General features: G+C 34.5%; 18 protein-coding genes. 16 read left to right on the top strand and 2 right to left on the bottom strand.

Features of this window, described 5'->3' with window-relative positions:
* Positions 1 to 223: 223 nt before the first annotated feature.
* The gene (locus DES33_RS06520) at positions 224 to 1132 is read right to left on the bottom strand and encodes a diacylglycerol/lipid kinase family protein (protein WP_110058454.1); all 909 of its coding nucleotides are present in this window, start codon (positions 1130 to 1132) and stop codon (positions 224 to 226) included.
* Between the two features lie 71 nt (positions 1133 to 1203).
* On the opposite strand from DES33_RS06520, the gene DES33_RS06515 reads away from it, so the two are divergent.
* The 7 genes from DES33_RS06515 (at position 1204) to DES33_RS06485 (ending at position 4793) form a co-directional block, all read left to right on the top strand.
* A complete protein-coding gene (locus DES33_RS06515; protein ID WP_110058453.1) occupies positions 1204 to 1509 on the top strand; it encodes a hypothetical protein in 306 nt (101 codons plus the stop codon).
* Positions 1496 to 2173, top strand: coding sequence for a DNA alkylation repair protein (locus tag DES33_RS06510; RefSeq protein WP_110058452.1), 678 nt, complete (start codon positions 1496 to 1498; stop codon positions 2171 to 2173). The genes DES33_RS06515 and DES33_RS06510 overlap by 14 nt, the downstream gene beginning before the upstream one ends.
* Before the next feature lies 1 nt (position 2174).
* The gene (locus DES33_RS06505) at positions 2175 to 2654 is read left to right on the top strand and encodes a pyridoxamine 5'-phosphate oxidase family protein (RefSeq protein ID WP_110058451.1); all 480 of its coding nucleotides are present in this window, start codon (positions 2175 to 2177) and stop codon (positions 2652 to 2654) included.
* A gap of 198 nt (positions 2655 to 2852) precedes the next feature.
* Positions 2853 to 3053: a cold-shock protein gene (locus DES33_RS06500; protein ID WP_035108999.1), complete on the top strand. Its 201-nt coding sequence runs from the start codon at positions 2853 to 2855 to the stop codon at positions 3051 to 3053.
* A gap of 119 nt (positions 3054 to 3172) precedes the next feature.
* Positions 3173 to 3685: a nitroreductase family protein gene (locus tag DES33_RS06495; protein WP_094204294.1), complete on the top strand. Its 513-nt coding sequence runs from the start codon at positions 3173 to 3175 to the stop codon at positions 3683 to 3685.
* A gap of 23 nt (positions 3686 to 3708) precedes the next feature.
* Positions 3709 to 4251, top strand: a complete 543-nt coding sequence (locus DES33_RS06490) for a GNAT family N-acetyltransferase (RefSeq protein WP_110058450.1) — start codon at positions 3709 to 3711, stop codon at positions 4249 to 4251.
* Entirely contained in the window at positions 4251 to 4793 is a 543-nt protein-coding gene (locus tag DES33_RS06485) for a flavin reductase (protein ID WP_110058449.1), read from the top strand. Before DES33_RS06490 ends, DES33_RS06485 begins: the two co-directional genes overlap by 1 nt.
* A gap of 25 nt (positions 4794 to 4818) precedes the next feature.
* Here DES33_RS06485 and DES33_RS06480 read toward each other — a convergent pair whose 3' ends face one another.
* Complete coding sequence (locus DES33_RS06480; protein ID WP_110058448.1) at positions 4819 to 5364, bottom strand: TetR/AcrR family transcriptional regulator; 546 nt, start codon at positions 5362 to 5364, stop codon at positions 4819 to 4821.
* A 111-nt stretch (positions 5365 to 5475) separates the two neighbouring features.
* On the opposite strand from DES33_RS06480, the gene DES33_RS06475 reads away from it, so the two are divergent.
* The 9 genes from DES33_RS06475 to DES33_RS09640 form a co-directional block, all read left to right on the top strand.
* Positions 5476 to 6177, top strand: a complete 702-nt coding sequence (locus tag DES33_RS06475; RefSeq protein WP_110058447.1) for an ABC transporter ATP-binding protein — start codon at positions 5476 to 5478, stop codon at positions 6175 to 6177.
* Position 6178: 1 nt separating this feature from the next.
* Entirely contained in the window at positions 6179 to 9532 is a 3354-nt protein-coding gene (locus tag DES33_RS06470; RefSeq protein WP_110058446.1) for an ABC transporter permease, read from the top strand.
* Between the two features lie 956 nt (positions 9533 to 10488).
* Positions 10489 to 11280: a DnaJ domain-containing protein gene (locus DES33_RS06465; RefSeq protein WP_110058445.1), complete on the top strand. Its 792-nt coding sequence runs from the start codon at positions 10489 to 10491 to the stop codon at positions 11278 to 11280.
* Position 11281: 1 nt separating this feature from the next.
* Positions 11282 to 11680, top strand: coding sequence for an HIRAN domain-containing protein (locus tag DES33_RS06460; protein WP_094225083.1), 399 nt, complete (start codon positions 11282 to 11284; stop codon positions 11678 to 11680).
* Positions 11681 to 11689: 9 nt separating this feature from the next.
* A complete protein-coding gene (locus DES33_RS06455) occupies positions 11690 to 12409 on the top strand; it encodes a Type 1 glutamine amidotransferase-like domain-containing protein (protein ID WP_094225082.1) in 720 nt (239 codons plus the stop codon).
* Positions 12409 to 13107 (top strand): YwaF family protein, encoded by a 699-nt coding sequence (locus DES33_RS06450; RefSeq protein WP_110058444.1) that lies wholly within the window; start codon positions 12409 to 12411, stop codon positions 13105 to 13107. Before DES33_RS06455 ends, DES33_RS06450 begins: the two co-directional genes overlap by 1 nt.
* 23 nt (positions 13108 to 13130) lie before the next feature.
* Positions 13131 to 13490: a GNAT family N-acetyltransferase gene (locus DES33_RS06445; RefSeq protein ID WP_227930582.1), complete on the top strand. Its 360-nt coding sequence runs from the start codon at positions 13131 to 13133 to the stop codon at positions 13488 to 13490.
* Between the two features lie 1695 nt (positions 13491 to 15185).
* Positions 15186 to 19016: a hypothetical protein gene (locus DES33_RS06440; RefSeq protein ID WP_110058443.1), complete on the top strand. Its 3831-nt coding sequence runs from the start codon at positions 15186 to 15188 to the stop codon at positions 19014 to 19016.
* A 244-nt stretch (positions 19017 to 19260) separates the two neighbouring features.
* Positions 19261 to 21596, top strand: a 2336-nt coding sequence (locus DES33_RS09640; RefSeq protein WP_211305678.1) for a G5 domain-containing protein, incomplete at its 3' end; no start/stop codon positions are given.

Below are 21596 nucleotides of genomic sequence, written 5' to 3'. Positions count from 1 at the left end.
AGAATCACCAGAAACAATTAAAGAATACGTAAAAGAAAAAATAACAGAAATTACTGTAATAGGCGGAAAGAAATTCGTTCCAAGCTCAATTGTAACCGACTTAGAAGCAGCAATAAAATAATAACACACAAAATCAGAGCTGATTAAAAAGCTCTGATTTTTTAATGAGTAATTTAAAATTCTCCTTTGTCCCAAATATCGTATCATATTTGGGACAAAAACTCTATTTCTTCCTATAATCGCAAACTTTAGCGAATCGCAATACTTTTGGCAGCACCTCAAAATCCAAGAAATCTGTCGTGAAGATTTCGCCATCGACATTGACCATCAATTCCTTTTCGAATTTGATACTTCCTTTAGTCAATTTTTGAAAATGAATAAGAGGATGTGACAGATGAGCACCTTTTTTGTATTTAAAAATCAAAGGAATTATCTTGTACAATGGCATTGTTTCTGCCAAGCACATTTCCAACACTCCATCGGTCAAATTCGCATATGGTGAAGGATTGAACCCTCCTCCGTAGAAACCACCATTGCAAATGGCACCTAAAAGATAATATCCTTTCAAATTCACATCTCCGTTTTGTCCGTTACTTGTACTAGATTCCAGCTTGTATCTTGGAATTTTAAATATATTTTGAAAAACGGCAAGAGGATATGCATTTGCCCTGAGTTTTGGGTTTTTCTTCAACAAATTATACGCAGAATTTAAAATCACTGTATCAAAACCAAAGCTTAGTACGTTCACACAATATCTTCCGTTGACTTTGATTAGATCGATATCGTCGATAACGGGCTTGATTGTGTTTTCGATTTTGAAGTTTGAATAATCGAAATTCTTAGAAAAATCATTCGCTGTTCCCGATGGAATAAGTCCCACGCTGAACTTAGCATTGATTTCTTTCATTTTATTTATTACTTCGTTTAATGTTCCATCTCCTGAACAAACATACAAAACGACGTCCGAACAATCGCAATATTTTTGAACGATTTCACAAGCGTGGTTTTTGTGTTCTGTTTTTATTATTGTATATTTCAAATTATTGCTTGAGTAACACTTCACAATTGAGTGCTCTAACTCTGAGAATGAGCCTGCACCAGCCTTGCTACTCAACAAAAACACGTATTTCATTTAATCACCATTCATATTATAATATAAACATAAATACCTGTACATAGGAATTTTACGCAAAGGATGATATCATGAATAAATTTTTTTATAATATAATTTACGTGCTGATAGTCGTGGCATTAATCGCTTTATTCGAAAGAATCTTCAGAAATAGAAAAAACAACCCTACGCTGAATAAAGTCTACAAAATAATTGTGGGAATTTTCTGGATAATCGCTGTACTCGTAACGGTTTTGCTATACTGGTCAGGTTACGGATATTTCAAAGAAGGAAATCCATCCGTTGCGACAAAGCTTTTTGTGTTTGGAATTTTGATGACTGTAAGCGTAGGATATAAGATTTATACTTTGATTGGAAATAAAAATGGAAATAATTAATGAACTAAAATCTCTACAAGATTTTAAATATCGTGATTTTCAAGCAAAACTAATTCCTAATATCGACAAGTCAACGATAATTGGAGTTAGAATGCCTGATTTAAGAAAATTAGCGAAAAAATTAGACGATGAACAATCGCAAATTTTCATGGAAGATTTGCCACACACATACTACGAAGAAAATATGCTTAATTCTATTTTGATTTCTAATATGAAAAGTTACGACGATTGTGTCAATCACTTGGAAAAATTTCTTCCATTTGTAGATAATTGGGCTGTGTGCGACTGTATTTCGCCAAAAATTTTCACCAAAAATACCGATAAATTAATCGGAAAAATAAAATTGTGGGCACAATCATCTCACACCTACACCATTAGAGTGGCTATTTGTCTTTTGATGAAATATTTCTTGGATGATGAGTTCAAGGTAGAGTATTTGAAAATAGCGACTGATATCAGAAGCGAAGAATACTATGTAAATATGATGATTGCGTGGTTTTTTGCGACAGCATTGGCAAAACAATGGGACGATGTTATATTCGTGTTGGAAGATAATTTGCTGGAGAGTTGGACACACAATAAAACCATTCAAAAAGCGAGGGAAAGTTTCAGAATAACACCGGCACAAAAACAATATCTAAAATCGTTAAAGAAAAGGAGATAAAATGCGAAGAAAAGATCGTGAAATTACAAGTTTTGATGAACAATTGAAAATAATTGATGCGTGTGATGTATGTAGGCTTGGGCTTGTGGATGATGAGGGTTATCCATATATTTTGCCGTTGAATTTTGGATATGAAGTGATTGACAATGAATTGGTGTTGTACTTTCATGGCGCATTGGAAGGCTACAAATACGAACTCATCGACAAGAACAACAAGGCTTCTTTTGAGATGGATTGCAATCACGATTTGTATTCTGACAGAGAAATAGGATACTGCACGATGAATTATTCGAGCATCATGGGCAAGGGGGTAGTCGAATATGTTACGGATGCACAAGAAAAATTCAAAGCACTAACTGTGATGACAGACAAATATCACATGGAACATTTTGAATTCAATCCGAAGGCAATTCCGAGAACTAGGGTTTTCAAATTAAAAGTAACATCCATGACGGCAAAACACAAAGAAATGAAAAAATAAACTTATAAAACACAAAAACTATTAATCAAAAATGCTTGACAGTATAACTTTTAAGTTGTATACTGAAAAAGTAGTAAGTAATTAAGGTAGTGAATCAAAGTTTTGTAAAATATTTTATTCTCTTAAATTAATTAGTTATCACAAAAAATAAAATTGTACAGTGGTACGGTTATTCTACGGAATAACAAGGAGGATATTATGAGTAACGGAACAGTTAAATGGTTTAATTCTACTAAAGGATTCGGATTTATAACAGGAGAAGACAACAAGGACATTTTTGTTCACCAAAGTGCAATCCAACAAGAAGGATTCAGAACATTGGAAGAAGGTCAAAAAGTTTCCTACGATGTTGAAGCTTCTGAAAAAGGCGACAGAGCAGTTAACGTAGTTAAATTATAATATTGAAATCAGCCAGTACGCGTGAAAATGTGTACTGGTTTTTTGTTTGTCAAAATATTACAAAATCTCATAAATGTGATATATTAGTATTAGATTTTAAAAATTACGGGAGGAATAATATGGATTTTGAAGAAGTAATCAAAAATCGATATTCTTGCAAAAAATATAGCGACAAAAAGGTAGAAAAGGAAAAATTGGATAAGATTTTGGAAGCTGGAAGACTAGCCCCAACAGCGAAAAACTTGCAAGAACATCACATTTATGTAATACAATCAGAAAAAAATTTGAAGAAAGTCGACGAAGTGACACCTTGTAGATACGGCGCAAGTACAGTTTTGCTTGTAACCTTTGACAAGACAAACGTGTTTACATATCCTGGCGATAGAAGAGATTCCGGAATAGAAGATGCATCTATCGTCGCTACTCATTTGATGCTTGCAGCGAAAAATCAAGGATTGGAAAGTTGCTGGATTAATTTCTTGGATCCAGACATCACACACAAGAAGTTCCGTCTTCCTGCAAAAGAAGAAGTACTAATGATGCTAGATATCGGCTATCCTGCTGAAGATTCTGAAATCAATCCACTTCACGACAAAAGAAAAGATTTGTCAGAAACAGTAACATTTATTTAAACAATACTTAATCTGGAGATTTAATGAATTTAAAATATAACGAAATATTAGTTAGAAACGCCTCTTTGGAAGATGCACCTAATTTATTAAAATGGTGGAATGATGGAAGGGTAATGGAACATGCAGGATTTCCTCTTGGACTAAACACTACCGATAACAGAGTTATACAAAATATTAAAAATCACGACATGATAAATAATGCTCTCTTGATAATTGAATATAACAAATTTCCAATCGGGGAAATGAATTACAAGAAACTTGATCATAAATCGGTGGAGATTGGAATTAAAATTTGTGAAGAAGAATATCAAAATAAAGGTCTGGGAAACATTATTTTAAGTTTATTAATCAGTGAGTTGTTTTCAAAAGGATTTGAGAAAATAGTATTGTCAACAACTGTTGAGAATAAAAGGGCACATCATGTTTATGAAAAACTAGGCTTTGTAAATACCGAAATTAAAGAAAATTCGTGGACAGATCAATTGGGGAACATTCGCTCCTCTGTAATATATGAGCTAATTGAAGAAAATTTTAATAACCAATTAACAAAACGAAAGGAAAACTAATGAACAAAAGAAAAATCGACGTTATGGACTACGCATCAGACATCGTCAAGGAACTTCCAAAAGGAATATTTTTGAACACGAAAGCAAACGGCAAATTCAACAGCATGGCGATTGCATGGGGAACAATTGGCTACAATTGGAACAAGCCTGTTTTTGTTTGCTACGTTAGAGAAGGAAGATTTACAAGAGAATTATTGGATGCAAATCCAGAATTCACGATCAGCGTTCCAATCGGCTCCTACGACAAAAAAATTATGAAAGTTTGTGGCAGTCAAAGTGGAAGAGATGTTGATAAAGTAGAAGAAGCGAAACTCACACTCGTGGAACCAGAAACTATTTCTGTAAATGGAATCAAAGAACTTCCTTTAACTATTGAATGCAAACTTCTTTATCGTCAAGAACAGGATTTGTCATTACTTCCAGACGATATTTTGAACAGAAATTACCCACAAGATGTCGATAGCTCCAATCCTGGCTCCAACAAGGATTTTCACATCACATATTTCGGAGAAATAGTCGACAGTTATATAATTGAAGATTAATCGCAAAACGACTCAGTCACACTGGCTAAGTCGTTTTTAAATTGCTCACTTGATAGAAATAATTTGCCAATTCTTCCGTACTTTCCACACCGCCTTTTCTAATCCAATGTAAAATAATTCCCGAATTTAACGACAAGAAAACCTCCGTCGAATAATCTTTTGGCAAAAACGGGTGATTGTCAATCGAATGCTTCAACTCCGGAAGTGTTTCAATCAACGCCAACAAAAACTTTCTCAACATATCGTTGATATAATTGTAGCTATTCATCGTCAAAGCGTAGATAAAATCGAAATCATCCTTCACGTAATCGATAACTTTTTTGATGATATCGTAAGAATACTTGCTGCCGACTTTTTCCGACGTCAAAATCTCCTTTAATTCTTCGAAGATTTCCTCCACCAAATTATCCACCAAATCCATTTTGTCATCGTAGTGCAAATAAAAAGTTCCACGATTGATGCTAGCTTCTTTCGTCAATTCGCTCACAGAAATATCGTTCAAACTCTTCTCGTTCAACAAAATCGTCAACGCTTTTTTTAATTTATCCCTGGTATCTGTTTCTCTAATCATAAAATCTCCTTAAATCAACAAACTGTTCACTATTGTTTTGTTACAATTCTACTTTTAATATAAAATAATTTATAAGATAAATCAACACATTGTTCATATAAGAGGTGACACATGGCATACATTGAAATGAAAAACAGCTACAAACGCTATAAATCAGGACAATCTGAAATAATTGCAAACAACGACATATCATTTGAAATAGAAAAAGGAGAATTGGCAATAATTCTCGGCTCATCAGGAGCTGGCAAATCAACCGTACTAAATATTCTCGGTGGAATGGACACCAACGACGAAGGAAATGTACTAATAGATGGCAAGGATATCAGCACATTCAACGAAAAAGAACTTACAAATTACAGAAGAAATGACGTGGGATTTGTGTTTCAATTTTACAATCTTGTTCCCAATCTAACTGCAAAAGAAAACGTGGAGCTAGCATCTGAAATCGTAAAAGATGCGCTCGATGCAACAGAAGTCTTACGATCAGTTGGACTTGGAGAAAGAATCGACAACTTCCCAGCACAATTATCTGGTGGAGAACAACAACGTGTGGCAATTGCACGTGCAGTTGCGAAAAATCCCAAGCTACTGTTGTGCGACGAACCAACGGGAGCTCTCGATTATCATACTGGAAAGCAAGTTTTGAAAATCTTGCAAGACATGGTTAGAAAAGAAGGAGCGACTGTTGTTATCGTTACGCACAACCAAGCGTTGGCGCCGATTGCAGACAGAGTTATTCACATGCACGACGCTAAAATACGTGATATTGTGTTGAATTCTAATCCACAAAACATAGAAACATTGGAATACTAAAATGAAGAAGAAAACATTAAACAAGACGATTTTTAAATCGTTTATAGAATCTAAGGGACGATTTTTGTCGATAATGTTGTTGATGATGCTAGGCTCCATGACACTTGTCGCACTCAAAGTCACAGGACCCGACATCGACAAATCGGCTAACAAATACTACGAAGATTATAATTTGTCCGATGTCAACGTCATCAGCGATTACGGAATCACAAAAAAAGATGCCAAGGAAATTGACCAAATCAAAAACATTGCCGACGTGGAATACGGATATTTTTCAGATGCGACGATAAATGACACGCCAACATCATTCAGAATATTTTCCAACACGAAAAACATATCGAAGTTTGAGCTAGTAAGTGGGAAATTCCCACAAAAAATCGGGGAAATAGCCCTCACTGACCAGTACAAATCCAAATACAAAATCGGAGATAAAATAAAATTCAAAGAAAAAGACGAAGACAGTAAGATTTTGAAACAAGAAGAATTTATCGTAACTGGATTCGTTAATTCTACAGAAATTGTCTCCAAGACAGCTTTGGGAAATTCTTCTGCAGGATCTGGAAATTTGGAGGGATACGCAGTAGTAACATCGGACAACTTTGACACTGATGTCTACACGATTGTGCGTGCACGTTACAACGATGTCCGTGGACTTAATTTCACAGACACAGAATACACCAAAAAAATCGACAAACATCAGAAACAACTTGACGAAATACTTAAAGATAACGGCAAACAACGACTCGAAGAAATCAAATCCAAGGCTAATGATAAAATAGTCAAATCCAAGAAGAAAATCGAAGATGCAAAAAAAGAAATCTCAGATGCAGAGAAGAAATTGTCCGACGGACAAAAGAAAATCAACGACGAAAAAGCAAAGCTAATATCGGCACAAAAACAAATCGCTGACAAAGAGTCTGTAATCAAGAATTCAAAATACCAAATCGAATCAGCAGAAAGCCGCCTTCAAGCAACCAAGAAACAATTGGACGATGCGAAAGTTCAGCTTGACAAAGGTCAAAAGCAATTGAATTCAAAGAAAAAAGAAGTTGAAGCGAACAGAAAGAAGCTATCACAATCAAAATCAACCCTTGATGCTACGAAAAAAAAGCTCGACTCATCAAAAACGCAAATCCAACAAGGAAAGGCGAAGCTACAACAAGCAAACAAAAACCTTGAAGAAAAAAAGGCTGAACTCAAAAAACAGGGAATAAATCCTGAAATTGTTCCAGAAATCCAACAAGCTGAAAGTTCAATCGCAGAACAATCAAAAATGATACAACAATCCGAAGCTCAGTATAACCAAGGATTGGCGAAGTACAAACAGGGATTTGAACAATACAAATCTGGAATGAAAAAAATTGATGAATTTTACACAGCACAAACTAAACTTAACGAAAAGAAAAAGCTCTACCAAAATTCAGTTGCGAAGTATAATTCTGGACGCAATCAGCTTAACGCATCCAAGACAAAATACCAAAACGGAATTGCACAGCTGAACTCATCAAAAAAACAAATCCAAGAAGGACTGAACAAAATTTCCTCGTCACAAAAAGAACTCGACGACAATAAAAAAGAATTTGAAAATGAAAAGAAAAAAGCCGATGACAAAATCCAAGACGCAGAATCCAAAATACACGACGCACAAATAGAAATCGACGGATTATCGTTGCCGGAATATTCGACATACACGAGAAGGACAATGCCGGGTGGAGATGGAATCAAAATGGTCGAAACGACATCATCGGGAATTACGAAAGTAAGTAACTTATTCCCAGTAGTCTTGTATCTTGTCGCAGCGCTAGTAACAGTTACGACAATGACGAGATTTGTCCAAGAAGAACGAAACAATGCAGGAATTCTGAAGGCGTTAGGCTACAATGATACTGATGTCATCAAGAAATTCGTGTTGTACGGACTAATCTCAGGAGGATTGGGCACGATTTTGGGAACGCTACTTGGAACGTACGTACTTCCGTACATTTTGTGCACGTCGCTTTTGGCAAACATGACCATACCACCAGTCAAGTACTATTTTTCATTTAAAATACTCGGACTATCAGTGCTATTCGCAATAATTTGTAGCGTACTACCAGCAGTTTACATCTCAGTCAAAGAACTAAGAGAAACAGCAGCACAGCTCTTGCTTCCAAAACCCCCGACAAAAGGCTCCAAGATTTTCATGGAAAGAATCACACCATTGTGGAGTAGAATGACATTCACCCAAAAAGTCACAGCCAGAAATATCTTCAGATACAAGCAAAGAATGTTCATGACGATATTTGGAGTTGCAGGATCCGTCGCACTATTATTTGCAGGACTAGGAATCTCATCGTCAATCAAAGGAATCCAGACCAAACAATACGGACAAATCATCCAATACGATGCAGTAGTTGCTAAGAAAGATTTCGTCACAGAAAAAGAACAAGCAAAAATCGATCAATTATTAAAGTCAGATGATATTCAAGGCTACATTCCGATTCACTTTGAAAATATAACGAAAAACATCCCGGGAATTGAAGACGAACAAACAATAACCATGCTTGTCACACACGCCGACACATTTTCGCCATATATCAATTTGGAACACAAAAACTCCGAAGACGCACTCAAAATAACGAATGACGGCATAGTTATATCACAGAAACTCGCCGATTTAATGAAAGTGAATACAGGCGACACGATAACGCTGAAAGTCGCAAACCAAGATAGAAAATTCAAAATCGCACAAATCACCAAAATGTACGCTGGACATTTTATCTTCATGAGTGATGATTATTTTGCGAAAATTACAAATGATAAACCGACAAACAACAGCTACTTCATTGCCCTCAAAGACAAATCAAAAACAAACGTCGAAAAAATCACAGCGAAATTTATGGCGTCAAACGGAATCAAAGCCGTATCACAAAACACCAACGTCATCATCCAAGTTGAAACGATGACCAACTCGCTCACGAAAGTAATGACAGTGCTAACTATAATGTCGCTATTACTTGCAATTGTAATTCTGTATAACTTGACCAACATCAACGTAGCAGAAAGAATCAGAGAATTATCCACGATAAAAGTATTGGGATTTTTCAATAATGAAGTAACCATGTACATCTATCGTGAGACAATCTGCTTGTCGATTATTGGAATAATCGCTGGAATATTTGGCGGGAAAATACTCTACAAAGTAATCCTCGAAAAAGTTGCACCAGCGGAAATATTCTTCAACCCAAACATCGAAGCGTGGGTATACATCTTACCGGTAATTTTAGTAATTGTTATACTCTACGCATTGGGAGTAATAGTCAACCACAAATTGAAAAAAGTAGATATGCTTGAAGCATTAAAATCAGTAGATTAGGGAATGTAAAGTAGAAAACCGTGTTTGCACGGTTTTCTACTTTTTAATTTACTCTTTTGCTCAACGCTCACATCGTACAGGCACAGGGGAACAAGAAAAGTCGTAGCACATTCGTCTGGCTTCCAAAAATTGAAAAATTCTAATCTCAAAATCCTGAAATTTGAAGCACGCTTCGCTTACGCGGTCAAATTTCTGGCGGATTTTTTCGATTGAATTTTGCACAATTTTTTCCAGATGACTCATTTAGCTACGATCTTTTTTGTTTATTTCATTGCAATCTTTTTATGTAATCTACTTTTTTCAATTCTATAAAGGAGAGAGGGGTTTCGCAGGACGTATACATCACACAGGGACATGGAAACACAAAAACTCGCAAAACGCTCATCTGTCTACAAAAATTGATAAATTCATAGCTTATGAAACTAAAATCGCAAACTCGCTGACGCTCAAACAGTGCGATTTTTTAACGTTTCACTTCGCTAGAATTTATTCCAATTTTTTCCGAATGATTCGCTTATTTACGATGTTTTTGGTTTGTTTCAATGCTAAATTATTCAGCAAGCATTCTCCATCTACTTTTTTCAATTCTATAAAAAGGGGAGAGGGGGGGTCGCACCACACATACATCACACAGGGACAGGGAAACACAAAAACTCGTAAAACGCTCATCTGTCTACAAAAATTGATAAATTCATCGCTTATGAAACTAAAATTGTGAACTCGCGTTTGGCTCAAACAGCACAATTTTTTAACGTTTCATTTCGCTAGAATTTATTTCAATTTTTTCCGAATGATTCGCTTATTTACGATGTTTTTGGTTTATTTACTAAAATCACAGTCGCACGACGTATACTTTTTTCAAACACCATCAAAACACTAATAACATTTCACCCGACACCCCAAAAGCCCTAATATTGTGGTAAAATAAACTAAAGAAATTATCGGGGGAGAAGGCTATGATTAAAAAAATCGTTAAGGTGGATTACAATGACAAATACGACGATGAGCTGGACAAGCTCAGAGTGTCTGTGTCGATGCTTTTACTTGAACGCGATAATTTATTGTTTCATGAATGCAAGGATATTGAGGCGGAATACGTTCTGAAATTCGGAAAGCTTGAATACAAGGTCTATGAGGCGGAATGTGAGTATCGCAGGCTGAAAAGAAAGCTGGAATTAATTATAACTTCTCGCAACCACAACGAGCCTATCGATTTGGATACGATTGACGAACAACTTGAAAAAGAATTGGAGGAATTTTACAAGATACTTAACGCTAAGCTTGGAGAAATCGAAGATGCGAAAATTCGCCAAGGGTTACCGCGATTATCCGATGAGGAAGATAAGGAACTAAAATCACTCTACAGAAAACTAATTAAAAAACTACACCCAGACATGAATCCAAATGTCACAGAATACGAAAAGGAACTTTTCAACAAGATCGTAGAATGCTACGAAAATGGGAACTTGCTTGAACTACAAATGATAGAAATATCTTTGGAGGATAAATCAATCACAGTCGAAAATTCCCTTGAAGAAAAACCAAGGCTTACCAAATTAGTTGACAAACTCACCTCACAAATTCAAGAAATCAAATCGACGTATCCATATAATATATTAAAAGAAACATTGGTAAACAAAGAAAAAACCATCGAACGATACAAACAACTTAACGAAATGTACGACAGGTATTCTTATGAAATACAAATATACACCGAAGAAATCGAAAACTTTCTAAAAGAGGAATAAAATGAGTGACATCATAAAAAAGAACAACGATTATTTGAGAATAAAATACACTGATGGACATTGCTTAGCTGGAATCAAACCGTTCCAACGTGATATTTTGCTGTTCGATACGCATATCGCAGGAACCACACACATCGAAGGAATGGATGAATTAGAAAAGCACATCCACATAGGAGATAGGTTGGAATTTTACAGACAACAGGACAACCCCTACGATGCTAACGCCATTGAAATCAGAAACGATATGAACGTAAAGATTGGATACCTGCCAAAAGCGGATAACATTGTATTTTCACGATTAATGGATGCTGGAAAACTACTTTACGGCAAAGTAATATCCAAAGAAATATTGGATAATTGGGTCAAAATCCAAATAGAAATATATTTGCACGAAATATAGGAGAGCGAAATGAACGTGATACTTACAAGCGACATAATGTCTCCTGACAAAAGACAACTTAACAGCCAAAATGGTTTTGTAGACAAAATCCACGAATACGTAGAGGATATCAACTGCCTCTACGTTCCATCAGATCCACACACACCACTTTTAACCAACACAATTAGCTCATACTATAAAAGAGCCTTCGAAAAAAGTGGATTCACTGTAAAAAACTGGGAAGTACTATCCATTTACAAAAAATCAATCATACAACAGCTAATATCAAAATCTAACCTCATAATACTTGCAGGAGGTCACGTTCCTACACAGAACAAATTCTTTCATCACATACATCTTCAAAAATACATCAAAAACTACAACGGACTTGTGATTGGAATCAGTGCAGGGAGCATGAACAGTGCCGAAGAAGTCTACGCACAGCCAGAAAATTTTGGCGAAGTCAAATCCACTCACTACCGTAGATTTCTCAAAGGACTAGGAATTGTGGATATATCTGTACTTCCACACTACAAAGAAATCAAACATCAACGAATCGACAACCAACGAATCATGGAAGATGTCACACTACCCGACAGCTACGGAAGAAAATTCTACGCCATAGAAGATGGAGCATACATCGTAGCCACAGAAAACATAATCTACGGAAATTGCTACGTCATAAAAGACGGCAAAATCAAAAAAGTATGTAACACAGCAGAAACAGTAAATCTACGAGGAGTAAATTAATGACAGAATTTTTCAGATACAACGAAGATGCCTACACCAATATCAACATAACATTACTAAGACTATCATTAGTCCTAGTAATTTTTTTGGCATACAAACTCAAACACAAAACCAACCTACTCAAACCAGCATTGTTTGTTGGATTGTTTGGTCAAATACTACTATTTGCATGGTACGCAGGAAATAATACACTTTTCATCAAAGAAGGATTGCCGCTGTTTCATTGCCGAATATCAGCAATCATGATGCTAATAGCTTACATCTTGCATAAGGACAAACTAATGCGATACTTTGCGTGGCTCGGATTAATTGGAGCCATAATATCATTTGCATTTCCGGACCCTTCCAAATATCTGTGGCCGCACGTAACCAACCTTACCTACATTATCAATCATTTGATATTAGGATATTGTGGCGTGACAATATTATCCACAAGAAAAAGCGAGCTTAAACTAAAACATTCACTCATCATAACCACCATAATGAACGCAGGAATAATGACAGTCAACCTAATAATCCACACAAATTACGGATACCTAGTACAATTTCCACAATCAGTACCAGTGAAATTCACACCAAAAGTCACATTCCTAATAATGACACTAATCATCACATCTTTGATTACAATTGCAGAAAAAACACACAACAAACTCGTACAAAACACACAAATAGAACCACAACTAACTATCCAACAATAATCGCACAACTATTAGGAGAAACAATGAACACAATCATCAAACCATTCGACAAGCTCACAACACAAGAACTATTTAACATCTACAAACTCCGAGTTGACGTATTCGTAGTTGAACAACAATGCCCGTATCACGAAGTAGACAATATCGACACCATCAGCCACCACATATATTTGCAAAACGACAACTCAAAAATCTTGGCTTATTGTAGATTGTACAAAATAGAAGACACATTCCACATAGGAAGAGTAATCGCCTCACCAAAACACAAAGGATACGGCACACAAATAATGAAAACAGCAGTAAAAATTGCAACAGAAGAACTTGACGCAGACTCCATAATCATAGAAGCACAAACCTACGCCCAAACATTTTACGAAAATTAGGATTCATTCAAACATCAGAACCGTTTGATGAAGATGGAATCGAACATATACAAATGAAATACATTATAAAATAAAATTCAATTCAAAAGCCTACACCAGGAACACGAAGTCTTGGTGTTTTTTATTGAGTGAAACGAAAAAAAGAGAAATATTCCTTGAAAATTATGATTACAAAATTTTAAATTAAAATTATTAAAGATTTAATGTTTTTTATAATCGTCTCCTACAATTATCATAAAATCATAAAAATTCATATTGCTTGAAAAACCACTGTATTTATATGAAAACATTGACACTTTTATTTTAATTAAGTCTAATTACTAAATTAGATTGAAAATAACAATTCATTTTACAATTTAAAACTAAATAGAATTAACATTACTAGTGAAAAAATAATGTTTATAACAATATAAACATAACAAATCAAACAAAAATTAAAATCTTTCAAATGAAATACATAATAAGTTAAATGAAACACTCCAGAAAATAAAATTCTGGTTTTTGCACTTAAAGAGTATACTCTAGCATTGGTTATCACTTGCAGAACTTATAACCACTTATATTAGGAGACGGAACACTATCGAATTCGTAACTTTACGAAGATTTCTAGAAATAAAGATGTAACAAATTAAAATTTAGCAAAAAAGTTACGATAATAAATATAAAGCCAAAGATAATAAATATAGCGCCAAAGATTTGTATGTTCAGAGAATTATTATATAAACCATATTAGTCCTAATTGCATGAAAAAATGATAAAGTTGTGTATCCAAATTACAACGAAAAGAAAGAATAGGTTATTTTAGACTATTTTATAAGTAGTTCATAGAAGTTAACGTAAAACAGTTAATACTTTAAAAATTATAGAATAAATGATTGATATTTTCAATCAACATATATTTATTAAGTTATATTAATACTGAAAAGATTACTATTCAAAATATTTTTTGAATTTTAAGAAAATAAAAATAGAGGGTATTGTGATTACTGTCTAAATAAAATTTTTGATAAAATCAGAATATTCTGTAAGGTATTATCTAAATGATTAAAAAAATACTAACTCGTGTCGTATAAATAAAGAGAAGTTTGAAAAAAATAACATACTAATTCTTTTTAAGATAATTTATACAAAACATTTGATTTAGATTTTATATTTTAAGTCAAGGCTGTTAGAAATATTTTAAATTATCGAAATTATCTTGCTTTATAAGTCGTATATGGTAAAATGTAGTTATAGGTAGTAATATTTTTTGCACAATAATATTTGTGATTTGCTATGAATATTTATGTATGTTTCATTTATGAATTTTGTCAAGAAATCAAAATTGTTGACAAAAATAAGGAACAAAGGTAGTAATGAAAATCAAATTAATAATTAAGGATATCTAGCAGAAGACTAAATATTATAATTTTGAAAATATGTGGTTGGTATTTATTTAAGATAAAACTATTAAAGAAAGGGGGATTAAGATAAAACTATTAAAGAAGGGGGAGATATAACTTTAAATAGTCTTGACACAATTTTTAATTTAGACTATTAAATTTCAAAAAATTTATAACTCTAGAAACCAATAGCTGTAATTAAAATATTACTCAATCGAGAAAAGCAAATCTCTGAGCTAAAATCAGAGAAACCTACACAAGGTGCAATATAAATATTGCAAAAGTGAATTTACGAATTAGAAAAGGAGAAAACATGAAATTTAATGTGAAAAGAGCGACCGCTACAGTCCTCTTAGCAGCTATGTTAATGGGGTCAGCCCCTATTAATGTCTATGCTCAACAACCTGAACTGGCACCAAGCAAAGTTAACACATCGGTTAGAGCTGTTGATACACCTGATTGGGAAGTCAGCGATGAAGAGGCAAATAGTGAATATTGGCCACTAGCAGCTCATAATAGGCTAATAGAACCATCTACGGGTGACTTTATTAAAAACCCTACTATAGAGTATGGTGGATCTTATAATTTAACAGACAATAATTCAAAAGATCGAGAAGTAATTAAACTTTTATACAAGACTAATTCAAGCCCAGGAGGAGCTTGGAAGAGAATGCTTCTTAAATTTGATAAGACTTTATATCAAATGATTGACTGGGATAATAATCAAACAGGAGCTTGGAAAAATCCATCTACTAACAGAGGGCCAGCTAGTCCACTACATTTTAAAAATGGCATAATGAGTTTTACAAGAGAATCAAGAGAAAACGTTGGCTCTAAAAATGTAGTTAGTTTTGATATTGATAAGGCTGGGTTTAAGGCAAATGTACTAGAGGCACCAATGCACTTTGTCCTCAAAGATCAAGAAACACTTAAAAAAGCAAATCTCCCTACTAGCATTGATGAACTTACGAAGGATAAAGAGCCAGTTATTCAAATGAGAATAGTAGATAAGAAGTATGAGAGAGTTCGTATGAATCCAACCAAACATAGGAATGGATACTCAACTTATACACCTTCTACTGTAATACCTAAAAAAGACTACAGAGTAGGGCTCATTCCTCAGTCCCAACAAGACAACGGCTCACCATGGATTTTCGCCCAAGACTCATATATTTCATACGACAAGAATAAGGGATATGTAGACCTTACAATAAGACACAATAAAGCTAATTTAACTGGAGCAGCTTTTAATCCATATATAGGTCTTAGAACTGTAATGGAAGATAAGTTCTTCAATATCTTAGCAGGAAGTTCTTATAAAAAAGCGAATGGAACAGAAGTTGCTGAAGATTCTAATGCCAAAATAGCTGATGTATTTCTTATAAATGCTGATGAAAATCCTTACGGAAGAGGGGCAACTTATGATAATCCTATAACTGAAAGGAAAATACCAGTGTTAAGAAGCCAAATAAATGATGGTAAGGATGGTCTAAAATATATACAAGTTGTAGGTTCTGACTATAATAAGACAGATTATGAAAGCAATATAAAAACTCAACAAAATGGAAAGGCATTGGATTTATTAATCAATGTAGCAATTGCAAACAGTTTAAAGGGTGTGGCTACAGTTGTTAGATTCTATGTGCAACCGGATAAGTTTGATAAAATCGTTAACGACTCTGACCTTTTGGATATGACTTTCTACACAACCTTTACTATGCAAACAAAGACACCGAAAGATACTTTCATCGGCAAGGTGGATAAGGATAGAAAGCTAAAAAAAGACGATGAAATGATTCTAGATGTTGGAACTGATGAATTTTCTGGTGGAGCTCTTATTGGAGACAGAAAACTTACTATGGAAGTAGGTGAAAGACCTCACACTGTAGTCTTCAATGCGGAATCTAATGCCGTTGGGGGAACTTCTCTATATTGGAAAGACAAAACATCTTATTGGTGGAGAATTCCTTATGATATGACACTAAAAGAAGGCACTCCAATTAAAATCTACATGGAAGGATTAAAGAAGCCAATAAAAGAAGTTAGATTTTACAAGAACAAGGACGAGCAAGCAAAGGGCAATAATGGCGATTTCTTTACCATAGCAAAAGATGCTGAAAAAACTGGAGATATGCAATATGCACGTTTTGCAGGCAACTTAAAATCACCTCATGTTGCCAAAACGCAAAATGAAGCTTCAATCCCTGAGATATTCACAGAAGATAATATTATCTATGGTCATACAAAAGTAGGTAATGCCATTGTTAGAGCAACAGGCATTGGAGTAGATGACACATTGATAAAACAAGCATACTTAACTGATGAAGAAGATACTTTTAAAACGGCAGGTTCAGGAGATAATGAAGAAGTAATAATTGACCAAAAGAAATCACAAGCAGTAATTGTAAACAAAAAAATTGAATTTGGTTATGAATTCTCTACAAAAGATGCTATTAATCCAAAAGATCCATTGGGAGCAACAACAGGTATTACTAATAAAAAGTACAAAATGATTAAGGATGCCCCTATTGGATTTACTACAGAAGATTTTTCAATCAATGCTGTTGAAAAATTACCACCAATTATTGAGCAAGTTCAAGCAAAAGTTAAATTCGATTTAAATGGTGGATATCTAGGAAATGATCCTAATGCTGAAAATGCCAAGAAATCAATTACAAAAATTGCACCATTAAATGAAAATTATAGTTACAATGTAGATAAGGAAACAAACTTCCCAACTACAGAATTAAACAAAGGTTACAAAGCTAATGCCTTTGAAGGAGACCACAGAAGAATGGTTGATGATGGTAATGGTAAGCAAGTAATGGCATCACATACAGATCAACCACTGGGAACAGAAACTTATAAGTCTATGTTTGATAAATACAATGAGGAACTGGGAAAAAGACTTAAAGAAGCAGAAGCACTACCAACAGGATTAGGAGCACCAAATGCGATTCGTAATGCAGCTATTAAAGAAGCACAACAAGATATAGATTCCTTTAAGAATTATGTTGACAAATTCTACACAAGTAAGGACATAGACATCACTAAATCACAACTTTGGTTAAGAGAATTCCCTGGAAAAGAATCTCAAGCTGAACTAAAGACAGAAAATCCTGAGATGGATAACAAAGAATTCTACGGATGGACAACTAATAAGATTGATACGGTTGAGGAATATAACAAATTAAAAGAATTAAAAACAGAAGAACAAGCTAAAAAAACAACAGAAACTTATAAATTCACAGAAAACTCACCAATCTTATCAGAAATGACTGTTTATGCTTTCTATGGACCAGTAAAATCACAAGTAACAAATCCAAAACAAACTTATGATCAAGAAAATGACAAGCAATATATAGAAATTGCGCCTGAAGAAGAAGGAAAAGCCCTACCAGATAATGCAAGCTATAAACTTGTTAAGAAAAACGACGATGGAACTTATACAGAAGTAAAAGAGGCAAGCCAACAAACAACAGAAGATGGCAGACTAGTACTTGATATAACAGATTTGCCAAGTGATAAGTTTGACCCTAATGCAGACTACTATATCGAAACAACAGAAACTGGAAAAGACCCATCTTATTCAGCAATTCCAATTAAAATAGACAAAAAAGGACCAAAGTTTGTTGGTGATGGAGAAAATGACCTAGTGGTTACCCAAGACCCTTACGGCTACCAAATTACAGTAGCAGCAAATGCCCAAGATAACTCAGGTATCCTAAGAGTTTACCTTGATGACGACAAGAATAATGGATACTACAAAGCAGATGCATCTCAACAATCAGGTGGATTTAAAGCTACTCTTCAAAATCAACAAGGTGAAGAAAAAACAGTCACTGTAACAGCTGTTGATAAGTTTGGTAATAAATCAACTGCAACACATACATTTATGCCACAAATCAAGGATATTGTTCTAGAAACAATGAGACCGAGAGCCGGAAAAGACTTTGTAACAGTCACATCAGCTGTTGGAGCAACAATCAAAGTTGAGCTAAATGGTCAGGTTATAGGTAAACAAACATTAAAAAGCGAAACAGAAAAAATCAAATTAAGTCAAAAACTAACAAAGGGAGATAGATTAGTAATAACTGCAACACTAGACGGTAACGTTAAAACTATGAAATCAAGAGTTAGATAGGATTTTCAAGGGGGATTATTCCCCTTTGAATTTTGAATTATTAGCATAGAAAATTAATAAAGGAGAAAAAAATGGACAATAGGTCTAAATTAAAAAAATTATAGAATATAGAAAAGCTAAGGGATCTACGAGAAAACCTAAATACGCTACTAGGAAACTATCTATAGGCTTAGTATCTTGTCTTCTAGGATTTACCGTGCTTATATTTCCGGTAGAGTCTTTCGCGGCAGAGCCAACAACTGAGATGGCAGTATCAGAGGATGCTGGTAAAAAGACAGAAGAAGAGAAAGACAAAAAAGAAGAAGAAATAGAAGCGGATCCTTCAGGCGATGAACAAACAGAAGAAGAAACTGAAAAAACAGAAGAAGTTGAAGAAGAGAAAGAAGAATTTCACTTCAACGATGAGCAAAGGAAAAAGCTTGTTGACGAAAAATTCGACGATGCAAAAATAAATGACCTTGAAAATCAAGCTAGAATCGAAAGTAAAAAAGATGGATTCGATGCTGACAAATTTATAGATGACGCTATAAATAAAAACAAAGTAGAAGACGAATCAGCAGCTGATGAAGAAACAAATACTGAAGCAGAAAAAGAACAAGTAGAAAAAGATAAATCACAAGAAAAAACTATAGAAGAATCTACCGATAAAAAAGATCCCCCTCTTGAAGTTGGTGATAAAAATGTAGGCAATCGTGTACAAGCCACTCCAGAAGATGGAAAAAATACTGAAGAAAACGCTCCAGGTACAAAAGATGCTCTCACAGAAGTAGATGTAAAGATTACCAAAAAAGGTATTGGCGACAAACCTTTCAACTTCGATGGCGTATTTGGCAATGGGGCAAAGAAGAAAGTAAAACTTATAAACGAAGCCACAAAAGAAGAACAAGTTGCTGAATTCGGATCAGAAGAAGAGCTAGTAAAATATCTTAAAAAGATAAAGATGGCCGATGTGGTTAAAGATGATGTTTACATTGAATTTGAAGGCGGAAATGTAGCCGGTAAATTTACATTCAAAGAGAGTGCAGCAAAACCTGATGACAAAACAGGAAAGACATCATTTGAGCTTACACTTTGGCAAATTAAAAATACAGATATAGAAGTTAAAACTAAAAATAAAGCTGGTGATGACGTAGCCAATCCTACAACAGGTAAAATTCAAAGTGGAGACAAAGAAATTGATATCCCTTCTCAAGGGGAAGTTGGTGTAATCGATGAAGATGCAGAAGATTTGGCACCAAATCAGATTGATGAATATAACAAGAAAACTCCTAAATATAACCTAACAAACAAAGAAAGTGGCTTCCTTGTAGACAGAGACGGCAACAAAGTCTACAAACAAAATGGAGAAGTCGAAGTAGACCCAGATGGTCTAAACCCATCAAAACTTAACCTAACAGAAAAACCATTAGTTACAACAGAAGACCAACCTGGCGATGAAGATTATGTAAAAGTAACGTTTAATCCTGGCGAACATGGAACAATTAAAGGAAACACAGAATACAACGTTATAGCAGGAGTAGATGTTGGAGAGAATCTATCAGATCCTCAAGTAAAGGGTAACGATGATTGGGAATTTAAGAAATGGAATGACAGCGTAAAGAAAATTCATAATTCCAACGTAACTTACACGGCAGTCTATGAAAAGAAAATAACAGAAACTATCAAAGCAAAAGTAAAATACGTTGCAGACGATAGCCTAGCTTATGGAACAAAAGAAGTAGAAAAAGCACCAGTAGATGGAGAAAAAGAAGTAACAACAGTATCTGAAACAGGTAAAAAAGATGAAGTAACAGAAAAAGTAACAAAACAACCAGTAGATGGAGTAACAAAAGTAGGTAACAAGCAAGTAGAAACAACTACAAATGATGATGGTTCTACAACTGAGAAAACTACAATCTATGAAGTAGATCCAGAAACAGGTGAGTTAACAAATCCAACTACTACAGAAAAAACTACAAAGAAAACTACCGAAAAAGTTCCAGGCAAAGTAAAATACGTTGCAGACGATAGCCTAGACTTTGAAGAAAAGAAAGTAGAAAAAGCACCAGTAGATGGAGAAAAAGAAGTAACAACAGTATCTGAAACAGGAAAAGACGATGTAGTAACAGAAAATATTATTACACCTGCAGAAGACGGAGTAACAAAAGTAGGTAACAAGAAGGTAGAAACAAAGACAAATGAAGATGGATCTACAACAGAAACTACAACAATCTACGACGTTGACCCAGATACAGGCGACTTAAGTAATCCAACTGTTACAAATGAAAAGACTACAAAGAAAACTACCGAAAAAGTTCCAGGCAAAGTAAAATACGTTGCAGACGATAGCCTAGACTTTGAAGAAAAGAAAGTAGAAAAAGCACCAGTAGATGGAGAAAAAGAAGTAACAACAGTATCTGAAACAGGAAAAGACGATGTAGTAACAGAAAATATTATTACACCTGCAGAAGACGGAGTAACAAAAGTAGGTAACAAGAAGGTAGAAACAAAGACAAATGAAGATGGATCTACAACAGAAACTACAACAATCTACGACGTTGACCCAGATACAGGCGACTTAAGTAATCCAACTGTTACAAC

Source organism: Finegoldia magna, assembly GCF_003182075.1.
In the GTDB taxonomy this organism is placed as follows: Bacteria; Bacillota; Clostridia; order Tissierellales; family Peptoniphilaceae; genus Finegoldia; species Finegoldia magna.
Note: the sequence above shows the minus strand (reverse complement) of the source record. Positions and strands in the feature narration are given on the sequence as shown.

Coding starts and splice junctions, on each gene's coding strand:
- DES33_RS06520 (WP_110058454.1), bottom strand. CDS start 1,132: ATGAAATACGTGTTTTTGTTGAGTAGCAAGGCTGGTGCAGGCTCATTC.
- DES33_RS06480 (WP_110058448.1), bottom strand. CDS start 5,364: ATGATTAGAGAAACAGATACCAGGGATAAATTAAAAAAAGCGTTGACG.
- DES33_RS06495 (WP_094204294.1), top strand. CDS start 3,173: ATGGATTTTGAAGAAGTAATCAAAAATCGATATTCTTGCAAAAAATAT.
- DES33_RS06505 (WP_110058451.1), top strand. CDS start 2,175: ATGCGAAGAAAAGATCGTGAAATTACAAGTTTTGATGAACAATTGAAA.
- DES33_RS06500 (WP_035108999.1), top strand. CDS start 2,853: ATGAGTAACGGAACAGTTAAATGGTTTAATTCTACTAAAGGATTCGGA.
- DES33_RS06460 (WP_094225083.1), top strand. CDS start 11,282: ATGAGTGACATCATAAAAAAGAACAACGATTATTTGAGAATAAAATAC.
- DES33_RS06465 (WP_110058445.1), top strand. CDS start 10,489: ATGATTAAAAAAATCGTTAAGGTGGATTACAATGACAAATACGACGAT.
- DES33_RS06455 (WP_094225082.1), top strand. CDS start 11,690: ATGAACGTGATACTTACAAGCGACATAATGTCTCCTGACAAAAGACAA.
- DES33_RS06515 (WP_110058453.1), top strand. CDS start 1,204: ATGAATAAATTTTTTTATAATATAATTTACGTGCTGATAGTCGTGGCA.
- DES33_RS06490 (WP_110058450.1), top strand. CDS start 3,709: ATGAATTTAAAATATAACGAAATATTAGTTAGAAACGCCTCTTTGGAA.
- DES33_RS06510 (WP_110058452.1), top strand. CDS start 1,496: ATGGAAATAATTAATGAACTAAAATCTCTACAAGATTTTAAATATCGT.
- DES33_RS06475 (WP_110058447.1), top strand. CDS start 5,476: ATGGCATACATTGAAATGAAAAACAGCTACAAACGCTATAAATCAGGA.
- DES33_RS06470 (WP_110058446.1), top strand. CDS start 6,179: ATGAAGAAGAAAACATTAAACAAGACGATTTTTAAATCGTTTATAGAA.
- DES33_RS06445 (WP_227930582.1), top strand. CDS start 13,131: ATGAACACAATCATCAAACCATTCGACAAGCTCACAACACAAGAACTA.
- DES33_RS06485 (WP_110058449.1), top strand. CDS start 4,251: ATGAACAAAAGAAAAATCGACGTTATGGACTACGCATCAGACATCGTC.
- DES33_RS06440 (WP_110058443.1), top strand. CDS start 15,186: ATGAAATTTAATGTGAAAAGAGCGACCGCTACAGTCCTCTTAGCAGCT.
- DES33_RS06450 (WP_110058444.1), top strand. CDS start 12,409: ATGACAGAATTTTTCAGATACAACGAAGATGCCTACACCAATATCAAC.